This window comes from Ruegeria sp. (genome assembly GCF_040830605.1).
Taxonomy (GTDB): Bacteria; Pseudomonadota; Alphaproteobacteria; order Rhodobacterales; family Rhodobacteraceae; genus Ruegeria.
On sequence record NZ_JBFOMD010000009.1, the window covers coordinates 123,312 to 143,021 of the forward strand.

General features: G+C 63.4%; 15 protein-coding genes. 8 read left to right on the plus strand and 7 right to left on the minus strand.

All coding sequences use genetic code 11. The features are described from left to right. Window positions 1–2: 2 nt before the first annotated feature. Window positions 3–1,673 carry a flotillin family protein gene (locus AB3N21_RS14555; protein WP_367935891.1) on the minus strand — a complete coding sequence of 557 codons (1,671 nt, stop codon included), beginning with the start codon at window positions 1,671–1,673 and terminating at the stop codon, window positions 3–5. A gap of 30 nt (window positions 1,674–1,703) precedes the next feature. Beyond that, window positions 1,704–2,465 carry an OB-fold-containig protein gene (locus AB3N21_RS14560; RefSeq protein WP_367935892.1) on the minus strand — a complete coding sequence of 254 codons (762 nt, stop codon included), beginning with the start codon at window positions 2,463–2,465 and terminating at the stop codon, window positions 1,704–1,706. A 217-nt stretch (window positions 2,466–2,682) separates the two neighbouring features. Here AB3N21_RS14560 and metG point away from each other — a divergent pair, with 217 nt between their 5' ends. The 3 genes from metG to AB3N21_RS14575 all read left to right on the plus strand — a co-directional run bounded on the left by metG (window position 2,683) and on the right by AB3N21_RS14575 (window position 9,046). Next, entirely contained in the window at window positions 2,683–4,401 is a 1,719-nt protein-coding gene (metG, locus tag AB3N21_RS14565; RefSeq protein ID WP_367935893.1) for a methionine--tRNA ligase, read from the plus strand. Between the two features lie 319 nt (window positions 4,402–4,720). Beyond that, the gene (locus AB3N21_RS14570) at window positions 4,721–5,890 is read left to right on the plus strand and encodes an efflux RND transporter periplasmic adaptor subunit (protein ID WP_367935894.1); all 1,170 of its coding nucleotides are present in this window, start codon (window positions 4,721–4,723) and stop codon (window positions 5,888–5,890) included. A gap of 3 nt (window positions 5,891–5,893) precedes the next feature. After that, window positions 5,894–9,046, plus strand: a complete 3,153-nt coding sequence (locus AB3N21_RS14575; protein ID WP_367935895.1) for an efflux RND transporter permease subunit — start codon at window positions 5,894–5,896, stop codon at window positions 9,044–9,046. Window positions 9,047–9,107: 61 nt separating this feature from the next. Here AB3N21_RS14575 and AB3N21_RS14580 read toward each other — a convergent pair whose 3' ends face one another. The 4 genes from AB3N21_RS14580 to AB3N21_RS14595 form a co-directional block, all read right to left on the minus strand. Continuing rightward, window positions 9,108–10,256 (minus strand): iron-containing alcohol dehydrogenase, encoded by a 1,149-nt coding sequence (locus AB3N21_RS14580; protein ID WP_367935896.1) that lies wholly within the window; start codon window positions 10,254–10,256, stop codon window positions 9,108–9,110. Further along, the gene (gene glpK / locus AB3N21_RS14585) at window positions 10,256–11,743 is read right to left on the minus strand and encodes a glycerol kinase GlpK (RefSeq protein WP_367935897.1); all 1,488 of its coding nucleotides are present in this window, start codon (window positions 11,741–11,743) and stop codon (window positions 10,256–10,258) included. Before glpK ends, AB3N21_RS14580 begins: the two co-directional genes overlap by 1 nt. A gap of 16 nt (window positions 11,744–11,759) precedes the next feature. Beyond that, on the minus strand, window positions 11,760–13,361 hold the full coding sequence (glpD, locus tag AB3N21_RS14590) for a glycerol-3-phosphate dehydrogenase (RefSeq protein ID WP_367935898.1): 1,602 nt from the start codon (window positions 13,359–13,361) through the stop codon (window positions 11,760–11,762). A 162-nt stretch (window positions 13,362–13,523) separates the two neighbouring features. Continuing rightward, on the minus strand, window positions 13,524–13,676 hold the full coding sequence (locus tag AB3N21_RS14595) for a hypothetical protein (RefSeq protein ID WP_367935899.1): 153 nt from the start codon (window positions 13,674–13,676) through the stop codon (window positions 13,524–13,526). Between AB3N21_RS14595 and AB3N21_RS14600 the strand changes: the two genes are divergently transcribed. After that, a complete protein-coding gene (locus tag AB3N21_RS14600; RefSeq protein WP_367935900.1) occupies window positions 13,675–14,433 on the plus strand; it encodes a DeoR/GlpR family DNA-binding transcription regulator in 759 nt (252 codons plus the stop codon). The two genes, AB3N21_RS14595 and AB3N21_RS14600, sit on opposite strands and share 2 nt — an antisense overlap. A gap of 23 nt (window positions 14,434–14,456) precedes the next feature. On the opposite strand, the gene AB3N21_RS14605 is transcribed toward AB3N21_RS14600, so the two are convergent. After that, complete coding sequence (locus tag AB3N21_RS14605) at window positions 14,457–14,885, minus strand: Lrp/AsnC family transcriptional regulator (RefSeq protein ID WP_171174383.1); 429 nt, start codon at window positions 14,883–14,885, stop codon at window positions 14,457–14,459. An 86-nt stretch (window positions 14,886–14,971) separates the two neighbouring features. Between AB3N21_RS14605 and rocF the strand changes: the two genes are divergently transcribed. From rocF to AB3N21_RS14625, 4 genes are all read left to right on the plus strand, one after another. Beyond that, window positions 14,972–15,892: an arginase gene (gene rocF, locus AB3N21_RS14610; RefSeq protein WP_367936142.1), complete on the plus strand. Its 921-nt coding sequence runs from the start codon at window positions 14,972–14,974 to the stop codon at window positions 15,890–15,892. Further along, on the plus strand, window positions 15,892–16,812 hold the full coding sequence (gene ctlX / locus AB3N21_RS14615) for a citrulline utilization hydrolase CtlX (protein ID WP_367935901.1): 921 nt from the start codon (window positions 15,892–15,894) through the stop codon (window positions 16,810–16,812). Before rocF ends, ctlX begins: the two co-directional genes overlap by 1 nt. 6 nt (window positions 16,813–16,818) lie before the next feature. After that, on the plus strand, window positions 16,819–17,862 hold the full coding sequence (locus AB3N21_RS14620) for an ornithine cyclodeaminase (RefSeq protein WP_367935902.1): 1,044 nt from the start codon (window positions 16,819–16,821) through the stop codon (window positions 17,860–17,862). A 347-nt stretch (window positions 17,863–18,209) separates the two neighbouring features. After that, a complete protein-coding gene (locus AB3N21_RS14625) occupies window positions 18,210–19,541 on the plus strand; it encodes a serine hydrolase domain-containing protein (RefSeq protein ID WP_367935903.1) in 1,332 nt (443 codons plus the stop codon). Window positions 19,542–19,710 lie beyond the last annotated feature (169 nt).

The window sequence follows — 19,710 nt, forward strand, 5'->3', positions numbered from 1 at the left end:
TGTTAGTGCTCGACGCGCAGTTCATCTTCCGCTTCGTCCACCACTTCGGCGGCGGGTTCCGGCGCGCCCAGTGCCCCGTTGGCGAGACCGCCAACCCCCTGCTCCATCGACAGGCCCAGTTCTTCGCCCAGCTTCTTGAGCGCGGGCATCTGCACCGCCATGCCCATGATCGAATCGAGCGCCTGGTTCACCACCGGCTTGTCGCTATTGGCCGCACCACCGCCGGCGGGCGCACCGATGCCACTGACCTGATGGATCTTGATCGAATCGATCTTTTCGGCCGGTTTCACCATCTCGGTGATGATCGCGGGCATGGTCTCGATCCGGGCCAGGTCGACCTTCATGCGGATCTGCTCGGGCGAAAGCGCATTGTCGGCCTCGACGATGGCACGCTTACCTTCGGCCTCGGCCAGCATGTCGTTCTTCTTGGCCTCGGCCCGGATGTTGAGCGCGTCCGCCTCCGCCTGCGCTTCCTCGCGGCGCGCTTCGGCGCGGTCGGCGGCGGCCTCTTTCTCGGCCTGCGCGGCCAGACGCAGGGCGGTGGCCTGACGCTCGGCCTCGCGGGTGGCTTCGATCAGCGCGATCTCCTTGAGGCGTTCGGCCTCGGCCACCTCGCGCGCGGTCACCACCGCCTCGGTCGCCTTGGTCGCCTCGGCACGGGCCAGATCGGCGGAGGCACGGGCGCGGCTTTCCTCTTCGGATTTCTGCGCGATGATGATCTGGCGTTCCTGCTCGGCCACTTCCAGTTCACGCTCTTTCGAGATTTCGGCATCGCGGATCTTGCGCTCGCGCTCGATCTCGGCGGCGCGGATCGCTTCCTCGCGCGCGATACGGGCGCGTTCGGTTTCACGCATCGAATCCTCGGTGCGGGCGGCGATCTCGGCCTCCTGTGCGGCCTTCATGGTCTCGACCTCCTGCGCCTGCTGGATGCGGGCCTTGGCCTCGTCCTGTTCGATCAGCAGCTTCTGGCGTTCCGCCTCCATTGCGGCACGGCGCACCTCGACCTCGGCATCGGCATCGATCTGCGCGCGCTCCTTTTTCGAGGTTGCGATCACCTCGGCCAGCTTGCGCATACCAACGGCGTTAAAGGCGTTGTTCTCATCCAGCGCCTCGAACGGCGTCTGGTCCAGCGCGGTCAGCGAGACCGATTCCAGCGACAGACCGTTCTTGAGCAGGTCTTCGGAGACTGCATTCTGCACCTCCTGCACAAAGTCGGCGCGGTTTTCGTGCAGCCCGTCCATGGTCATCTGCGCGGCCACGGCGCGCAGGCCATCGACCAGCTTACCCTCGATCATCTCGCGCAGTTGCTCGACATCGAACGTTCGGTCACCCAGCGTCTGGGCGGCGCGGGCGATGCCTTCTTCGGTGGCCATGACCGAGACGTAGAACTCGACCCCCACATCGACCCGCATCCGGTCCTGCGTGATCAGTGCGGCATCGCCGTTGCGCTGCACCTCAAGGCGCAGGGTTTTCATGTTGACCGGGCTGACCTCATGAAGCAGCGGCACGATGATGGTGCCGCCGTCCATGATCACCCGTTTGCCGCCCGCCCCGGTCTTGACCAGAGATATCTCGCGCGTGGCGCGGCGGTAGAGACGGCCCAGTATCAGGCCGATCAGCAACAAAACCGCCAGAAAAGACACAACAGAAACAGCCAGGAATTGAACTTCCATACAAAATCCTCCTTGAGAGTTGGTATTTGATTATTCGGACATGCCGATCAGAACGAAGGTGCCGCTCTTGCGGTTGCGCAGCACCAGCACCTCTGTGCCCTGGGCAAGGCATTCGCCGTCCCGCATGGGCTCGGCCCGCAGGTAGTGGGCGTTGCCGAAACGGTCGGTCACCCGCACCTCGGCGGGGCGTCCGCGCGCGGCGGTGCCTTGCGTGATCACGCCGCGACGGCGGGCCAGCATACGCTCGGACATCGCCTCGGTCTCGGTCTGCGGCAGCAGCCGGGCAAAGACCCCGCCAAAGCCGCGCGCGAACCACAGGCCAAACGCCGCCGCCGGGATCGCGGCCAGCCATGCAGGCGCATTCACGCCGACGAGGTCATGCAGCGCCAGTTGCAGGCCCATGCCGCTCAGACCAAAGCCCATCAGCAGCCCCGCCAGCCAGATCATGACCGGCATCCGCCCCAAGCCCAGCCAGGCGGTGGGACCGGAGGCCCCCGCCTGCGGCGTCTCCGCATCTGCCTCGACCTGAGCCAGTTCGAACTCGCCCAGATCCACATCCGCATCGACATCCAGATCGAGATTGCCAATGTCGATATCGGGCGCGTCCCCGAGTTCGACATCAATCTCGCCCTCACCCGCCATAAGGCTGCCGCCCAGCAAAAGGGCGATCAGTTCCAGCCCGAGAAGGCCGAACAACAAGGCGAGCGCCATCGTAAAGGGCGCAAAAGCGCCCTGCAGCAGAAAGTCGAACATCAGCAGGTAGTCCCCGGTTTGGTATACAGAGGTATACAATCAATATGGTGCATCATGGTGGATTTTCAAGAGGTTGTGAGTCAAGTTTTCAACCTATGGTGTTGACCGGACTGCCAAAAAGCACAACCCGCTCGGTGCCGGGGCGGTCGTTTCACCACATTTCAGCGCGAAAACCGCGCTTCGGTCGAAAGCTGGCCTTTTGCTGACCCGTCACATGAGATAGACGGGCGCGCAGACAGATACGCGGATACGAAATATGGCCCGGATTCTCATCACCTCGGCGATCCCCTATATCAACGGGATCAAGCACCTCGGCAACCTGATCGGCTCGCAGCTGCCCGCCGATCTCTATGCGCGTTACCAGCGTGGCCGGGGCAACGAGGTCATGTTCCTGTGCGCCACAGACGAGCATGGCACCCCCGCGGAACTGGCTGCCGCCAAGGCGGGCCAGCCGGTGGCCGAGTATTGCGCCGAGATGCACGGGGTGCAGTCCGACATCGCGCAGCGTTTCGGCCTCAGCTTCGACCATTTCGGGCGCTCTTCCAGCGAGCAGAACCATCGCCTGACCCAGCATTTCGCCGGGCGTCTGGCCGAGGCCGGGCTGATCCGCGAAGTGGTCGAGAAACAGGTCTATTCCAACGCCGATGGCCGGTTCCTGCCCGACCGCTATATCGAGGGCACCTGCCCCAATTGCGGCTACGAGCGCGCACGCGGCGATCAGTGCGAAAACTGCACCAAACAGCTGGACCCCACCGACCTGATCGAGCCGCGCTCGGCTGTGTCGGGGTCCACCGATCTGGAGGTGCGCGAGACCAAGCACCTGTACCTGTGTCAGTCGGCGATGAAGGATCGGCTGGACGCCTGGATCGACAGCAAGGCTGACTGGCCGGTGCTCACTACGTCCATTGCCAAGAAATGGCTGCATGACGGCGACGGGCTGCAGGACCGGGGCATCACCCGTGATCTGGACTGGGGCATTCCGGTCAAGAAGGGCGACGAGGATTGGCCGGGGATGGAGGACAAGGTCTTTTACGTCTGGTTCGATGCCCCCATCGAATACATCGCTTGTGCCAGGGAATGGGCCGATGCCAACGGCAAGTCGGATGCCGACTGGGAACGCTGGTGGCGCACCGACAAGGGCGCCGACGATGTGCGTTACGTGCAGTTCATGGGAAAGGACAATGTGCCTTTCCACACCCTGTCATTCCCGGCGACCATTCTGGGCTCGGGTGAGCCGTGGAAGCTGGTCGATCACCTGAAGTCGTTCAACTACCTGAACTATGACGGCGGCCAGTTCTCGACCAGCCAGGGCCGTGGCGTGTTCATGGATCAGGCGCTGGATATCCTGCCCGCCGATTACTGGCGCTGGTGGCTGCTGAGCCACGCGCCCGAGAGCAGCGACAGCGAGTTCACCTGGGAGAAGTTCCAGCAATCGGTGAACAAGGATCTGGCCGATGTTCTGGGCAATTTCGTCTCGCGCATCACCAAGTTCTGCCGCTCGAAATTCGGCGAGGCGGTGCCCGAGGGTGGCGAATACGGCCCGCAGGAACAAGCGCTGATCGAGGAGCTGACACGCCGCGTGCGTGCTTATGAGGGCCACATGGAGGCGATGGAGGTCCGCAAATCCGCGCAGGAACTGCGGGCGATCTGGGTCGCAGGCAACGAATACCTGCAGGCCGCAGCGCCGTGGTCGACCTTCAAGGAAGACCCCGAAAAGGCCGCGGCGCAGGTGCGGCTGGGCCTGAACCTGATCCGGCTCTATGCGGTGCTGAGCGCGCCGTTCATCCCGCATAGCGCCGCCAGGATGCTCGACGCGATGAACACCACCGACGACGGCTGGCCCGAGGATGTGGCGGCGGCGCTGAGCGCCCTGCCCGCCGGGCAAGGGTTCACGGTGCCGGATGTGCTGTTTGCCAAGATCACCGACGATCAACGCGAAGACTGGCAGGCGCGGTTTGCGGGCACCCGCGACTGACCGCGCACCGTCGGGGCATGACCGGCACCTGTGGTCGCCGGGCACAAGGCGTTTACAAACGCCTTGGACCAAGCGGTTTGCAAACCGCTTGAAGCCGCTTGCAAGCGGCTTGCCCCGCCAACCCGCATCGGCGCGCGAGCCGGGGACGCTCGTCTATGGCGGATCGGATTTTTCGTTCTGGATCATGCACACAAGCCCCTGCTGCATCGCTTGAGCTATTTCCGGAAAACCGTCATCTTGTGCGCAATACTTATCGACTCGGCCTTTCTCGCCGGGTCGTTTTCAAAACGCATTCCGCATCAAGAATGAGGCCCCCGCCATGCCCTTTGCTCTGCTCCCCTCGACATCCGGCCCCGGCGGCCTGATCGCGCGCCATATCCGGCATGGTCTCGCCGTGTTGTGCCTGGCGGCGGCCTCGCCGGCGCTGGCGCAGGAGGGGGCGGCCCCCAAGGTGTCGATCGCGGCGGCCTATACGCAGGAGATCACCGACGAGGCGATCTTTATTGGGCGCGGCGAAGCCATCGACAAGGTCGACATCGTGGCCCGGGTCAACGGCTTTCTCGAAGAGCAACTGATCGGGAACGGGGCGCTGGTCGATGAGGGCGATCTGCTGTTCAAGATCGAGCCCGATCTCTACGAGGCCACGCTTGAGGCCCGCAAGGCCGATCTGGACCGGGCCGAGGCCAATCTGGAGCTGGCCAAGGTGGAACTGGCCCGAAAGGAGGAGCTGCTGACCCGCGACGCGGTGCCGGTGTCCGAACGTGACATCGCCCAGGCCAACGAGCTTGTCGCTGCGGCCCAGGTCAAATCCGCGCATGCGGCCATCCAGCAGGCGGAACTGGATCTGAGCTATACCCAGATCACCGCGCCCTTCCCCGGGCGTTTGGGCCGGGTGACGACCAGCGAGGGCGACGTGGTCGGCCCCTCGAACCCGCCGCTGGTCACGCTGGTGCGCGAGGCTCCGATCTATGTCAGCTTTTCGCTGAACGAAAAACAGTTCATCTCGATACTGGAGCAACTGGACCAGACCGCGGCGTCGCTGACGGAAAGCGACCAGAGCCCCACCGTCCGGCTGGAATTGCCCAATGGCACCGCGCTGGATGAGACCGGTGAGATCGTTTTTGTCGACAACCGCATCGACCCGCTGACCGGCGCCATCGCGATCCGGGCGCAGTTCGAGAATGCCAGCCGCCTGATCGTGGACGGCGCTTTTGTCCACGTCCGCATCCAGGCGCTGGAGCCGACGCAACGCGTGTTGGTGCCGCAGGCCGCGTTGCAGCGCGACCAGCGCGGGGATTTCGTGCTGGTGGTCAATGACAAGCAGATGGTCGAGCAGCGCTACATCACCACCGGAGACAGTATCGAAAGCGCCATCATCGTGCTGGATGGGCTGCGCGAAGGCGAAAGCGTGATCGTCGAGGGGCTGCAACGTGTCCGCCCCGGCGTTGCCGTGGATGCGGTCGTGGCCTCCGAGCAGCCGGGGGAATAACGGATGTTCTCAGCCCTTTTCATCAGCCGGCCCAAGCTGGCGCTCGTGATCTCGCTGGTGCTGACCATCATGGGCGGCATCGGCTATATGGTGCTGCCGGTCGCGCAGTTCCCCGATATCACCCCGCCGGTGGTCAGCGTCTCGGCCAACTACACCGGCGCGAACGCCGAAACGGTCGAAAACACGGTTGCCGCGCCCATCGAGGCGCAGGTGAACGGCGTGGACGACATGTTGTACATGACGTCCACCTCGGCCGATAACGGTTCGTATTCGCTGAACATCACCTTCGAGGTCGGCACCGATCCCGATATCGCCTCGGTCAACGTGCAGAACCGGGTGGCGCAGGCCATGGCCTCGCTGCCGAGCGAAGTGACCTCGTCCGGTGTGGTGACCCAGAAATCCTCGACCAACATGCTGCTGGTGGTCACCCTGACCTCGCCCAACGACACCTATGACAGCGTGTTCTTGTCGAACTATGCCTCGATCAACCTCAAGGACGCGCTGTCGCGGGTGCAGGGTGTGGGCAGGGCCGACGTGCTGACCGACCTGCAATACGCCATGCGGGTGTGGATGGACCCGGACAAGATGGCGGCGCTTTCCATCGCGCCGGGTGACGTGATCAACGCCGTGCGCGAACAGAATATCGAGGTCTCTGCCGGATCCATCGGCGCGCCGCCCGCGCCAGAGGGGCAGACCTTTCAATACACGATCAAGACCAAGGGCCGCCTGACCACCGTCGACGAGTTCGAAGATATCGTGATCCGCACCGGGGACGCGGGCTCGATCGTGAGGATCAAGGATATCGCGCGGGTCGAACTGGGGGCGCAGTTCTACTCGGCCTCGGGTTTCTTTCAGGGCGATCCGGCGACGGTTCTGGGCATCTATCAGGCCCCCGGCGCCAACGCATTGGCGGTGGCCGAGCGGGTGCGGGCCGAGCTTGATCGCCTGTCGCGGGCCTTCCCGGCGGATGTCGAATACCAGGTCCCCTTCGACACCACCGATTTCGTGGAACAGTCGCTGAACGACGTGGTCACGACATTGATGCTCACCTTCACGCTGGTGATCTCGGTCGTGTTCGTCTTTCTCGGCAGTTGGCGGGCGACGATCATCCCGGCGGTGGCCATCCCGGTCTCACTGATCGGTACCTTCGCCTTTTTGCTGGCCTTCGGCATGTCGCTCAACACCATCTCGCTGTTTGCGCTGGTGCTGGCCATCGGCATCGTGGTGGATGACGCCATCGTGGTGGTGGAAAACGTCGAACGCATCATCGCCGAAGAGGGTCTGAGCCCGCCCGAGGCCACCCGCAAGGCGATGGGCCAGATCACCGGGCCGGTGATCGCCACCACGCTGGTGCTGCTGGCGGTGTTCGTGCCGGTGACCTTCATGCCGGGCATTACCGGGCGGCTCTATTCGCAATTCGCAGTCACCATTTCGACCGCCGTTGTGATTTCGTCGATCAACGCTCTGACGCTGTCGCCTGCCCTGTGCGGGCTGGTGCTGCGGCCCCGGTCCGGGCCACCCAAGGGGCTACTGGCCTTGTTCGAAAACCTGATCGGGACCGTACGCGGCGGATATCTGAGCGTGGTGCGGCGGCTGTTGCGGATTCCTGTGATCTCGCTTGCGATCATCGCCGGTCTCGCCTTGGGGGCCGGAACGATCATGTCCAAAACCTCCAAGGGCTTTATCCCGCTGGAGGACAACGGGTATCTTTTCGTCGATGTGCAACTGCCCGATGCGGCCACGCTGAACCGCACCGAGACGGTCACCGCGCGCGTTAACGAAAAGCTGTCGCAGATCCCCGGCGTGGCCAACACGGTTCTGGTCAACGGATTCTCGCTGCTGAACGGGCTGAGTTCGAACGGGGCGATGATCATCGTCAACCTGGACAACTGGGACGACCGGCAAGAGGACGATCTGAGCGCCGATGCCATCCTGCAGAAGGTTCTGGGCGTTGCCTATGGTGAATCCGCTGCCTCGATCGTGGCCTTCAACCCGCCGCCCATTCAGGGCCTCGGCATGTCGGCTGGCGTCGAGATGGAGGTGCAGCAGACCGGCGGCGGTTCGGCGCAGGATCTGGCCGCGGCGGTTGGCTCATTCGTCTATGCGGCAAACCAGCGGCCCGAGATCGCGCAATCCTACACCACCTTCCGCGCGAACGTGCCGCAGCTGTTCGTCGATCTTGATCGGGAAAAGGCCAAGACGCTGCAGGTGTCGGTGGCCGAGATATTCCAGACCATGCAGGCGCATCTGGGGTCCTTTTACGTGAACGACTTCAACCTGTTTGGGCGGGTCTATCGGGTGATGATCCAGGCAGAGGGATCCTATCGCGACAAGGTCGACGATATCTCGAACCTCTATGTGCGCTCGACGCAAGGCGAGATGGTGCCGCTGGGCACGCTGGTCGATGTCGAGAACGTGCTGGGCCCAGTACTGCTAAAGCGGCACAACCTGTTCCGGTCGGCAACGGTGACGGCGGTGCCGGCGCCGGGGCTGTCGACGGGGGATGCGATTACGGTGATGACCGAGGAATCGGCCACCGCCCTGCCCCCAGGCTATGCCTTCGAGTGGACCGGCACGGCGCAGCAACAGCTCTCTTCTGGCGGGCTGGTGCAGGTGATCCTGGGGCTGGCGGTTCTGTTCGGTTATCTGTTCCTGGTGGGGCAGTATGAAAGCTGGACCATGCCGGTTTCGATCCTGCTGTCGGTCATCGTGGCGCTGTTTGGCGCGGTGGCGGCGGTGGCCGTGGTGGGCAGCGACATCAACCTATATACCCAGATCGGGATGATCATGCTGGTTGGGCTGGCCTCGAAGAACGGCATTCTGATCGTCGAGTTTGCGATGGAGCAGCGGGCCAAGGGCCTCTCGATCCGCGAGGCGGCGGCCGAGGCCGCGCATCAGCGGTTCCGCGCGGTGATGATGACCGCGCTGTCCTTCCTGCTGGGGGTGGTGCCGCTGCTGGCGGCGAGCGGCGCTGGTGCGTCGAGTCAGAAGGCCATCGGCATCGCGGTCTTTGGCGGCATGCTGGCCGCGACTGTCGTGGGCGTGATCCTGGTGCCGGTGCTCTATGCGGTGATGCAGGGGCTGCGGGAATGGGTCAAAGGCATCGGTCGCAAGGCCGACACGCCTGCCGAGGACACCACGACCCCGGCGGAGTGACCCGGGCCTGAGAAACGAGGCGCCCCATGCTGGTCATGGGGCGTTTTTCTTTGGCTGGATTTCAGGTGGCGGCAAGAATGTCCTGCAACGCCTGCTCGGACAGTGGCGCCGGGTTGACCTTCATCGAGGATGAGGTCTGCGCAGCCTTTGCGATTGCCGCGTGATCGCCGGAGCGGACACCCATGGCAGCCAGGGCCGGCAGGCCGTTCCGGCGTGTCCAATCGGGAAAGGCACCGATGTGATCAAGGTTCAGATGCCGGGTGATCCACCCTTGCACCTCAGCGATCCGGCGGGCGGTATCCGAGCCTGCCGGAACCGCCTCTGCATTGGCGGTTAGCACATGGGGCAGCAGCGCCCCGCAAATCGCCCCGTGCGGCGCACCGGGGGCCATGCCACCGATCACCCCGGCCAACCCATGCACGGCTCCCAGTCCGGCATTGGCCAACGCCAGACCGCCGTAGAGCGAGGTCAGCGCCATGTCGTCCCGGGCGGTTTCGTCCTCGCCCTGCATCAGCCGGTTCAAGGCCCCCAGCCCGCGCGGTATGGAGTCGCGACAGAGCGCGTCGGTGAGCGGGTTGGTCCGGTTACAAAGATAAGGCTCGATCACCTGCGTGACCGCATCCAGCCCCGAGGCGAGCGTGAGCGCGCGCGGGGTATTGTCGGTCAGCGCCGGATCGACCAGCGCCACATCGGGCAGCATCAGCGTATCGCGCAGGCTGACCTTGCGCCGGTGTTCCGGTACACCGATCACCGCGTTGCGGGTGACCTCGGCCCCGGTTCCGGCGGTGGTCGGGACCGCGATGAAGGGGAGCGGGTCGGCAGTGAGTGGCAGGCCCTTCCCCACTACTTCGAGGTGGTCCAACACGTCCCCGGTTGCCGGCAACAGGGCCGCCAGCGCCTTGCCCAAGTCGATCACCGAGCCACCGCCAAGGGACAGCACGCAATCGGGCCGAGCCGGGCGCGCCTCAGCCAATGCGGTGGTCAGCATGTCCAGATCGGGTTCGCGACCGCAGGCGATGCGGGTAACTTCCACGTCATGATCCGCGCAATCCCGCAAGGTCCGATCAACGCCCCGGCCCGAGGCGCCATGCACCAGCAACACCCGCTTGCCAAAGCCCGAGGCGATCTCGGCCATTCTGCCGGACACGCCCCGGCCAAACTGGATCTGCCCGGCAGTGGCAAAGGTAAAAGGCGTCGCCCGGTCGGGCATCAAACCTGCGTGGTCGCGGCGACCGCGCGTTTCCAGCGGGCGTATTTTTCGGCGCGCAGGCTGTCGTCCATCCCCGGATCAAAGCGCCGCTCAAGCGCCCATTCGCGGGCGAAGCCGTCCATGTCGGGATAGATCCCGGCCTTCATGCCTGCCAGCCACGCCGCCCCCAGCGCCGTGGTCTCCAGCACCTTGGGCCGGTCCACCGGTGCGCCCAGAATGTCCGACAGGAACTGCATCGCCCAATCGGACGCGCTCATGCCGCCATCGACACGCAACACCTGCTGTGCCTCGCCCGCGCCCCAATCGGCTTGCATCGCTTCGAGCAGATCGCGGGTTTGGTAGCCCACGCTTTCCAGTGCGGCACGGGCGAATTCCTCAGGTCCCGAATTGCGGGTCAGCCCATAGACCGCGCCCCGGCATTCGGCATTCCAATAGGGCGCGCCAAGCCCGACAAAGGCGGGCACCAACACCAGGTTCTGTGTCTCATCGGCGGCTTGCGCCATGGGCTGGGTCTCGCGCGCCTCGCGGATGATCTTGAGCCCGTCGCGCAGCCATTGCACCACGGCGCCCGCGATGAAGATCGAGCCTTCGAGCGCATAGGTGGGTTTGCCGTCCAACTGATAGGCGATGGTGGTCAGCAGCTTGTTCTGCGACCGCACCGGCGTGTCGCCGGTGTTAAGCAGTGCGAAGCATCCGGTGCCATAGGTCGATTTCAGCATGCCGGGCGCAAAGCACGCCTGCCCCACCGTGGCGGCCTGCTGGTCGCCCGCCACCCCGAGGATCGGGATCTCGCGCCCGAACAGGTCGGACCGCGTGGAGCCAAAATCGGCGGCGCAATCGCGCACCTCGGGCAGCATCGAGACGGGGATGTTCAGCAGGCCGCAGATGGTGCTGCTCCACCGCCCCTTGCGGATGTCATAGAGCAGCGTGCGGGCGGCGTTGGTGGCGTCGGTCGCGTGCACCTTGCCGCCGGTCAGCTTCCAGATCAGGAAACTGTCGACGGTGCCGAAGAGCAACTCACCTGCCTCTGCGCGTTCGCGGGCGCCGTCCACATTGTCCAGGAGCCAAGCCAGCTTGGTGCCCGAGAAATAGGGATCGAGCAGCAGGCCGGTGCGGTCGGTGACCATATCCTCGTGCCCGGCCTCGCGCAGGCTGCGGCACATCTCGGCGGTGCGGCGATCCTGCCAGACGATGGCGTTGTGGATCGGTTTGCCGGTGGCGCGGTCCCAGACCAGCGTCGTTTCGCGCTGGTTGGTGATGCCGATGGCGGCGATGTCGCCGGTCGAGAGCCCGGCCCGCTCGATCGCCTCGCGGCAGGTCCCGGCGGTGGTCGACCACAGATCGGCAGGGTCATGCTCGACCCAGCCCGAGGCGGGGAAATGCTGGGTGAACTCCTCTTGCGCGGCCGCAACGACCGACATCTTCGCATCGAAGATGATCGCGCGGGACGAGGTGGTTCCCTGATCGATGGCAAGAATATGGGTCATCTTCGTCTTTCCCTCTCTATTCTGCCGCAGCAGATGTACCGTTCTTGCGCCGCGCCGCCATCCAGGCGTCCAACGCGGCGATCTGTTCCGGGTTCAGCCGCAGCCCCAGCTTATTGCGCCGCCAGACCACATCCTCGGCTGTGCGGGCGTATTCGCGATCCATCAGCCACGCGATCTCGCGCGCGGTCAGAGTGGCGCCGAAATCCTCGCCCAGATCGCTTGCCGCCTTGGCGTCGCCCAGAACCTGCGCCGCTTCGCTGCCATAGGCGCGCACCAGCCGCCGGGCCCAGAACTCGGTGAGATAGGAGTGATCGGCCCGCAGGCGCGCGATCAGGTCCCCGGCTCCGTCCACAGGGAAATCTCCGCCCGGCAACGGCACACCTGCGGTCCAGTGTCCGGACAGGCCGGGGAAATATTCGGCGATCTTGTCCATCGCGCTTTCGGCCAACCTCCGATAGGTGGTGATCTTGCCGCCGAAGACGTTGAGCACCGGTGCCCCGCCGCCATTATCCACCTTGAGCGTATAATCCCGCGTCGCCGCCGTGGCGCTGCTGGCACCGTCGTCATAGAGCGGGCGCACGCCGGAATAGGTCCAGACAATATCTTCGCGCGTGACCGGTTGGCGGAAATATTTCGACGCAAAGGCGCAGAGATAATCCTGCTCGGCCTCGGTGCAGGCCGGCGGCTGCGACGGGTCGGGATGGTCCTGATCGGTAGTGCCGATCAGGGTGAAATCGGTCTCGTAGGGAATGGCAAAGATGATACGGCCATCCTCGCCCTGGAAGAAATAGCATTTGTCGTGATCGAACAGCTTGCGCGTCACGATATGGCTGCCCCGGACCAGCCGCACCCCTTCGCGCGAGTTGATGCGGATGCGGCTTTGGATGATGTCGCCGACCCATGGCCCCCCGGCATTCACCAGCATCCGCGCGCGCAGGGTGCGGGTTTCATCGCGGTCGGTGTCGCGGATCGTGACCTCCCACAGATCGCCTGCGCGTTCGGCCGAGATCACCTCGGTCCGGACCAGGATTTCCGCTCCGCGCGCCTCGGCATCGCGGGCGTTCAGCACGACCAGCCGCGAGTCCTCGATCCAGCAGTCGGAATACTCGTAGGCGCGGCGGAATCTCTCGTGCAGCGGCCGGCCCTCCGGCTCGGTTTGCAGATCCAGCGAGCGGGTGCCCGGCAGGATCTTGCGCCCGCCCAGATTGTCATAGAGGAACAGGCCCAGACGGATCAGCCAGGCCGGGCGCCGCCCGCGCATCCACGGCATCACCCGGCTCAGCAGCCGCGAGGTGGGCGTTTCCGCGTCGAACCGCATGTCGCGGTGATAGGGCAGCACGAAGCGCATGGGCCAACTGATATGCGGCATGGCGCGCAGCAGGGTTTCACGCTCGATCAGAGCCTCGCGCACCAGCCGGACCTCGAAATATTCCAGATAGCGCAGCCCGCCGTGAAACAGCTTGGTCGAGGCCGAGGACGTGGCAGAGGCCAGGTCGTTCATCTCGGCCAGCGTAACCGACAGACCCCGCCCCGCCGCATCGCGCGCGATGCCGCAGCCGTTGATCCCCCCGCCAATGATGAAGAGGTCGCAGACCTCCGTTTCCCGGCTATGCGCCACCACCCGACTCTCCTGTTGTGAAGATGGGCACATTAATGCCATTTACCTTCGGTAGGTCAACTTTCTTTTTCGATTATGTTCGCTTTCTTGCCAGCCTGCTGCGTATAGCGCTAAAACGCAAATTCCTTCCCGCGTGCCGAACCCGCCCCAGGACCATGTGAGTCACGCGGCGAATCCAGCATCACGTCTTTCCAACGTGATCAGTTTTCCCTTGGGGCGTGTTTCATTTTTCTCGCTTGCGCGATCCGCGAAAGATTTTGCATGAGACCAGAAAAACATCGAAAGTGAGCGAACCAGAAACTTGGGGGCACGCATGTCACTCTCATTCCGCCAGTCGGACATCCTCGAAATCGCCCGGGTCGAGGGCCGGGTGACGGTCGAGGATCTGGCCGAGCGCTTTGGCGTGACGGTCCAGACCATCCGCCGCGATCTGACCGAACTGTCCGAGGCGGGCAGGCTCGACCGGGTGCATGGCGGGGCGGTGCTGCATTCAGGCGTGTCCAATATCGGCTACGAGGACCGGCGCGGCTTGAACGAAGAGGCCAAGGTCAGGATCGCCCGCAAATGCGCGGTCGACATCCCGGACGGTGCCTCGCTTTTCCTCAATATCGGCACCTCGACCGAGGCGGTGGCGCGTGAGCTGTTGTCTCACAAGAACCTGATGGTGGTGACCAACAACATGAATGTGGCCAACATTCTGGTCTCGAACCCCGAGTGCCAGATCGTGGTGGCGGGCGGCGTGCTGCGCCGTTCGGATGGCGGGTTGATCGGCAATCTGACCGTGTCGATGATCGAGCGGTTCAAGTTCGATTACGCCATCATCGGCTGCTCGGCGCTGGATCTGGACGGCGATCTGCTGGATTTCGACTTTCAGGAGGTCACTGTCAGCCAGACGATCATCGGCCGAGCCCGGCAGACCTTTCTGGTGGCCGATCACTCCAAATTCCAGCGCACCGCACCGGCGCGGATCGCGTCGCTGTCCAGTGTCGATGCGTTCTATACCGACCTGCCGCTACCCGACGATCTGGCGCAGCGCTGTGCGGACTGGGGCACGCGGGTCGAGTTAGGCTGAGTGCGGATCTTGGCGCCCGGCGGTCAGACCCGTCCCTTGCGGGTCGACAGCAGCAGGTTGGTTTCCGACCGCGTCACCCCATCCATGCGGCGTATGTCGAACAGCACCCCGTCCAGTTCCTCCAGCGTTTCGGTGCCGATCTCGGCGATCAGGTCCCAGGTTCCATTGGTCGAGTGAACCGCACGCACCTGCGGCATGGCCGAGATGCGGGACCTGATCCGCTCGGTCCCGCGCCCCTCGATCCCCAGCATCATCAGGCCGCGCACCGGGCTCTGCGCCACGTCGCGGCGGGTCACGACGGTGAAGCCCACGATCTCGCCCTCACGCTTGAGGCGCTGGAGGCGGGTGCGCACGGTGGTACGCGTCACCCCCAGGTGCTCGGCCAGTTCCGACAGCGAGGCCCGCGCGTCGCGATGCAGCGCCGCCAGAAGGCGGGCATCCAGATCGTCCATTTTGTCATTCCGTTTCGGTCATCAAAGTTCCTTTTTGAGCAATTTGATCTCTTCCCGCAAGAGGGGTGGATACGCAAAATGGCGACATGGAAAAGCGTGATATTCTTCTTGTCGGAGCCCCGATGGACGCGGGCAAGCGGCGTCAGGGCTGCCGGATGGGGCCCGATGCCTACCGTGTGGCGGGGATCGAGCAGGCCCTGGCCGATCTGGGCCACCCGATCCGCGATCTGGGCGATGTCAGCCCCGATCCGGTCGATATACCGGACCATGACCACCTGTTTGCCCTGCCCGAATGCGTGGGCTGGACGCAGGCATTGATGCGCAGCGCGCGGGAGGCCGCCGCGCAGGGCGTGCCGATCTTCATGGGCGGCGATCACGCCCTGTCGATGGGCACCGTCGCGGGCATGGCCGCCCATGCGCAGGATTTGGGTCGCCCGCTCTTTGTCCTTTGGCTTGACGCGCATAGCGATTTTCACACCCCCGACAGCACAGGCAGCGGCAATCTACACGGCACGCCGGTGGCGTATTTCACCGGTCAGGCCGGGTTCGAGGCCTTCCCTGCCCTGCCCGCGCCGGTGCCCACCCAGCAGGTGGGCATGATCGGACTGCGCTCGGTCGATCCGCATGAGCGGGCGGCGCTTGAGAAGGACAACGCCATGCTTGCGGATATGCGCAGCATCGACGAGCATGGCATCAAGGCGCCGCTGATGGCGTTTCTGGACCGCGTGCGGGCTGCGGGCGGCATCCTGCACGTGTCGCTGGATGTGGATTTCCTGGAACCCGCCATCGCGCCCGCCGTGGGCACCACCGTTCCCGGCGGTGCCACCGAGCGCGAGGCGCATCTGGTGATGGAACTGCTGCACGAAAGCGGGCTGGTCTGTTCGCTGGATCTGGTGGAGCTGAACCCGTTCCTCGACGAGCGTGGACGTACCGCGAAACTGATGGTCGATCTGGCCGCTTCGCTGATGGGGCGCCGCATCTTCGACCGCCCGACCCGGAGCTTCTGATGCTGTCCCTGCAAGCCCCTTCCGCCGTGGTGATGATCCGGCCGCACGCCTTTGCCTCGAATCCCGAGACCCGGGATGACAACGCGTTCCAGACGCTGGCCAACCGCTCTGCCGAAGCCACCTCGGCCGCTGCGCGGGACGAGCACGACCGTGCCGTGGAGCAACTGCGCGCGGCGGGTGTGACCGTGCATGTCTTTGACGATCACGGTAAGCGCGACACGCCCGACAGCGTGTTTCCCAACAACTGGTTCTCGACCCATCCGGGCGGGCATGTGGCGATCTATCCGATGTTCGTGCCCTCGCGGCGGCGCGAGCGGCGCGCGGACGTGATCGAGATGCTGAAACAGGACTACCGCGTTCAGGACGTGATCGACTATTCCGGGCTGGAGCAGGACGATCTGGCGCTGGAGGGCACCGGGGCCATGGTGCTCGATCACGCGGGCCGCATCGCCTATACGGTCAAATCCCACCGCGCCGATCCGGTGCTGCTCGAGCGGTTCTGCACCCATTTCAACTATGAACCCATCGCGTTCGAGGCGCGCGACGCGCAGGGCCGCGACGTCTACCACACCAATGTCCTGATGGGGATCGGCACGCAATATGCGATGATCTGTCTGGACATGATCACCGAGCGAGAGCGGCGCGAAACCGTCCGTACCCGGCTGGAAGAAACCGGGCGCACCGTCATCGACCTGAGCCATGACCAGATCGCCGAGTTCGCCGGGAACGCCATCGAACTGACCGGGCGCGACGGGCTGGTTCTGGCGCTCTCTGCGCGCGCGCTGGCCGCCCTGACGCCCGAGCAGATCGCCATCATCGAGGCCAGCGCCACGCCGCTGCCACTCTCGGTGCCCACCATTGAAACCGCCGGCGGATCGGTCCGCTGCATGATCGCCGGCATCCACCTTGCCCGCCGATAGGAGTACGTGATGCAACCTTCCGACAAGGCCCTCGTGCCCTTCGTATCCGTCGACAACATGATGCGCCTGATCCACCACGTGGGGGTCGAGCGGATGATGACCGAGATCGCCGATCAGATCGAAGCCGATTTCAAGCGCTGGGAGAGCTTCGACAAGACGCCCCGCGTGCCCGCCCATTCGCCGCATGGGGTGATCGAGCTGATGCCCACCTCGGATGGTGAGGCCTATGGATTCAAGTATGTGAACGGTCATCCCAAGAACACCTCGGAAGGGTTGCAGACCGTGACCGCCTTTGGCCTGCTGGCCGATGTCTATACCGGCTATCCGACCCTGCTGACCGAGATGACGATGCTGACGGCGCTGCGCACGGCAGCGACCTCGGCCCTGGTCGGCAAGTATCTGGCGCCCAAGGGCTCGACCACGATGGCGATGATCGGCAATGGCGCGCAGTCCGAGTTCCAGTGCCTCGCCTTCAAGGCGCTCTGCGGCATCGACACCGCGCGGCTTTACGACACCGACCCGGCGGCGACCGCGAAATGCGCGGCCAACCTGGCGGGCAAAGGGCTGACCGTGGTTTCCTGCAAGACGGCGGAAGAGGCCATCGAGGGCGCGCAGATCATCACCACCTGCACCGCCGACAAGAAATACGCCACCATCCTGACCGATAACATGGTCGGCCCCGGCGTGCACATCAACGCCATCGGCGGCGACTGCCCCGGCAAGACCGAGTTGCACCGGGACATCCTGTTGCGGTCCGAGATCTTCGTGGAATATCCCGAACAGACCCGGGTTGAGGGCGAGATTCAGGCGCTGGACCCCGATCATGCGGTGACCGAGATGTGGCAGGTCATGACCGGCCAGGCCGAGGGCCGCCGCGATGAGAGGCAGATCACCCTCTTTGACAGCGTAGGTTTCGCGATCGAGGATTTCTCGGCCCTGCGCTATGTGAAATCCGCCATCGAAGGTACCGAGTTCTTCGAACCGCTCGACATGCTGGCAGACCCGGACGACCCGCGCGATCTGTTCGGCATGCTGATGCGGGCGGGTTAGAGCGCCAGTCGCTCAAGCACGGGTCCCGGGTAAGTTGATCTTGCCCGGGGTCTTTTTTCTTCAGGAACGCCCGTATTTCGTGTTGGTGCTCTCGGAGCCCGAAATGGGCGCTCAATACTCTTTGACGTCGCTATAGTCCCCTGCTTGCCGGGCTTCACAACCTTCGTGTGCCTTGGGACGACGTTCATCATATCATTGTGGGAGAGTTGCTTTTAAGGTCTGAACATCAATTGGTTGGACTTAGTGGTTTTCGTTTTCGGCGGCAAACTGAAGCTTGGCACAACTAGGGACAGGTAGACGACTCAACTGCCGAACCTGCTTACAACGACTTGGAGGGACACCGAGCAATGCATTTTCCTAATTTTCGATTCCGTCGCTCGATTCACTCAAATGCAAGCGCGCTTCTTTTATCTGGAGCCTGTTCTTTGCTGGCGCCCCATACCAGCGCTCAAGAAATGGTGACCGCAGATACGCCCTTGAACGAGATTCGCAAGATCCATGATTTCTTCTCTGATGAAGATAAAAAGGTGCAGATGCTGGCGCCAAGTGAGCGCACTCTCTACGCATGGCAGAACATGTCGCGCTTTTTCCGAACTGCGCAAATTCTCCGAGCCGGATCAATCAGCGACTTGCCGGAAAATCTTCAGCCCTCCATCGGCGACATTGAATTCACCAGGGAGGACGGGTCGGTTTCGACCGTCAACGAACAGTTCGAGAACTATCCGATGGATGGGCTGATTGTTGTGAAGGACGGCGAAATCCTTTTCGAGCACTACAAAACGATGCGGGAGTTCGACAAACACAATTGGTACTCATCCGGCAAGATCCTCGGCAGTACACTCCTCGCACTGCTTGAGGAGGAGGGCAAAGTCGATATCACGAATCCTGTAAGCACTTATATTCCGGAACTCCAAGATTCGGTCTGGGACACTGTGCCCGTCGAACATGCCCTCGATATGGCAACCGGGCTGGACTCAACCGAGTTGGACGAGCCGGCCGGAGATTCCCGCACCAATCCGGAGCAAGGGTGGTATCGTTGGGTTTCTACGATGGGGCTTCTCGACAACCCGCTTGGTCTGGAAGAAACGCCTTTGGAAGTCTTGAGCGGCATGACACGCCGAATGCCGGGATACGAGGTGTTTGAATACAATTCGATCAACACATTCGTGGTCGACGTGATCGTGGAGAACGTCTCTGGAAAACCGCTGCCCGAGTATCTCAGCGAGCGGATTTGGCGAAAAGCCGGGATGGAGCACGATGCCTTTGTGGCCGTTAGCGACGATGGACTGCCAGCAAGTTTTGGCGTGATGAATTCGACGCTCCGCGACATGGCCCGCTTCGGGATGCTATTCACGCCGAGTTGGAGCACGATCGCAGATGAACAGATTATCTCTGACGCTATAATTCAGAATATCCAGACCGGTGGCGACCCGGCCATCTATCAGCGGGGCTATCTCGGTGAGCTGAACGCGCGAAAGGGTTTTCCCGAAGACGAAAACATCGCAAATCGCTACCAGTGGGATGCTGTATTTGAAGATGGCGATTTCTGGAAAAAGGGCGTCGGTGCACAGGGCCTTTACATTTCACCCTCACGTAATCTTGTGATTGCCTATTTCTCTACTGGAAGCGGTGACGATCAAGAAGAAACCATGGCTAGGGCCATTGCGAAGCAGTTTTGACACCGCAGGATCTCCAGGCGATCCGTGACCAAGTACTTTGTCCATCTGCTTAGGTTGCGCAAATTTAGGTTTCTCGTCCAAGGTCTGTTCCGTCCCGCACAGCAGACCAATATGACGTGCGGACACTTCCTTTTCTTTTATGCTTCAGTTGGCTGTCCGGACTATCCCT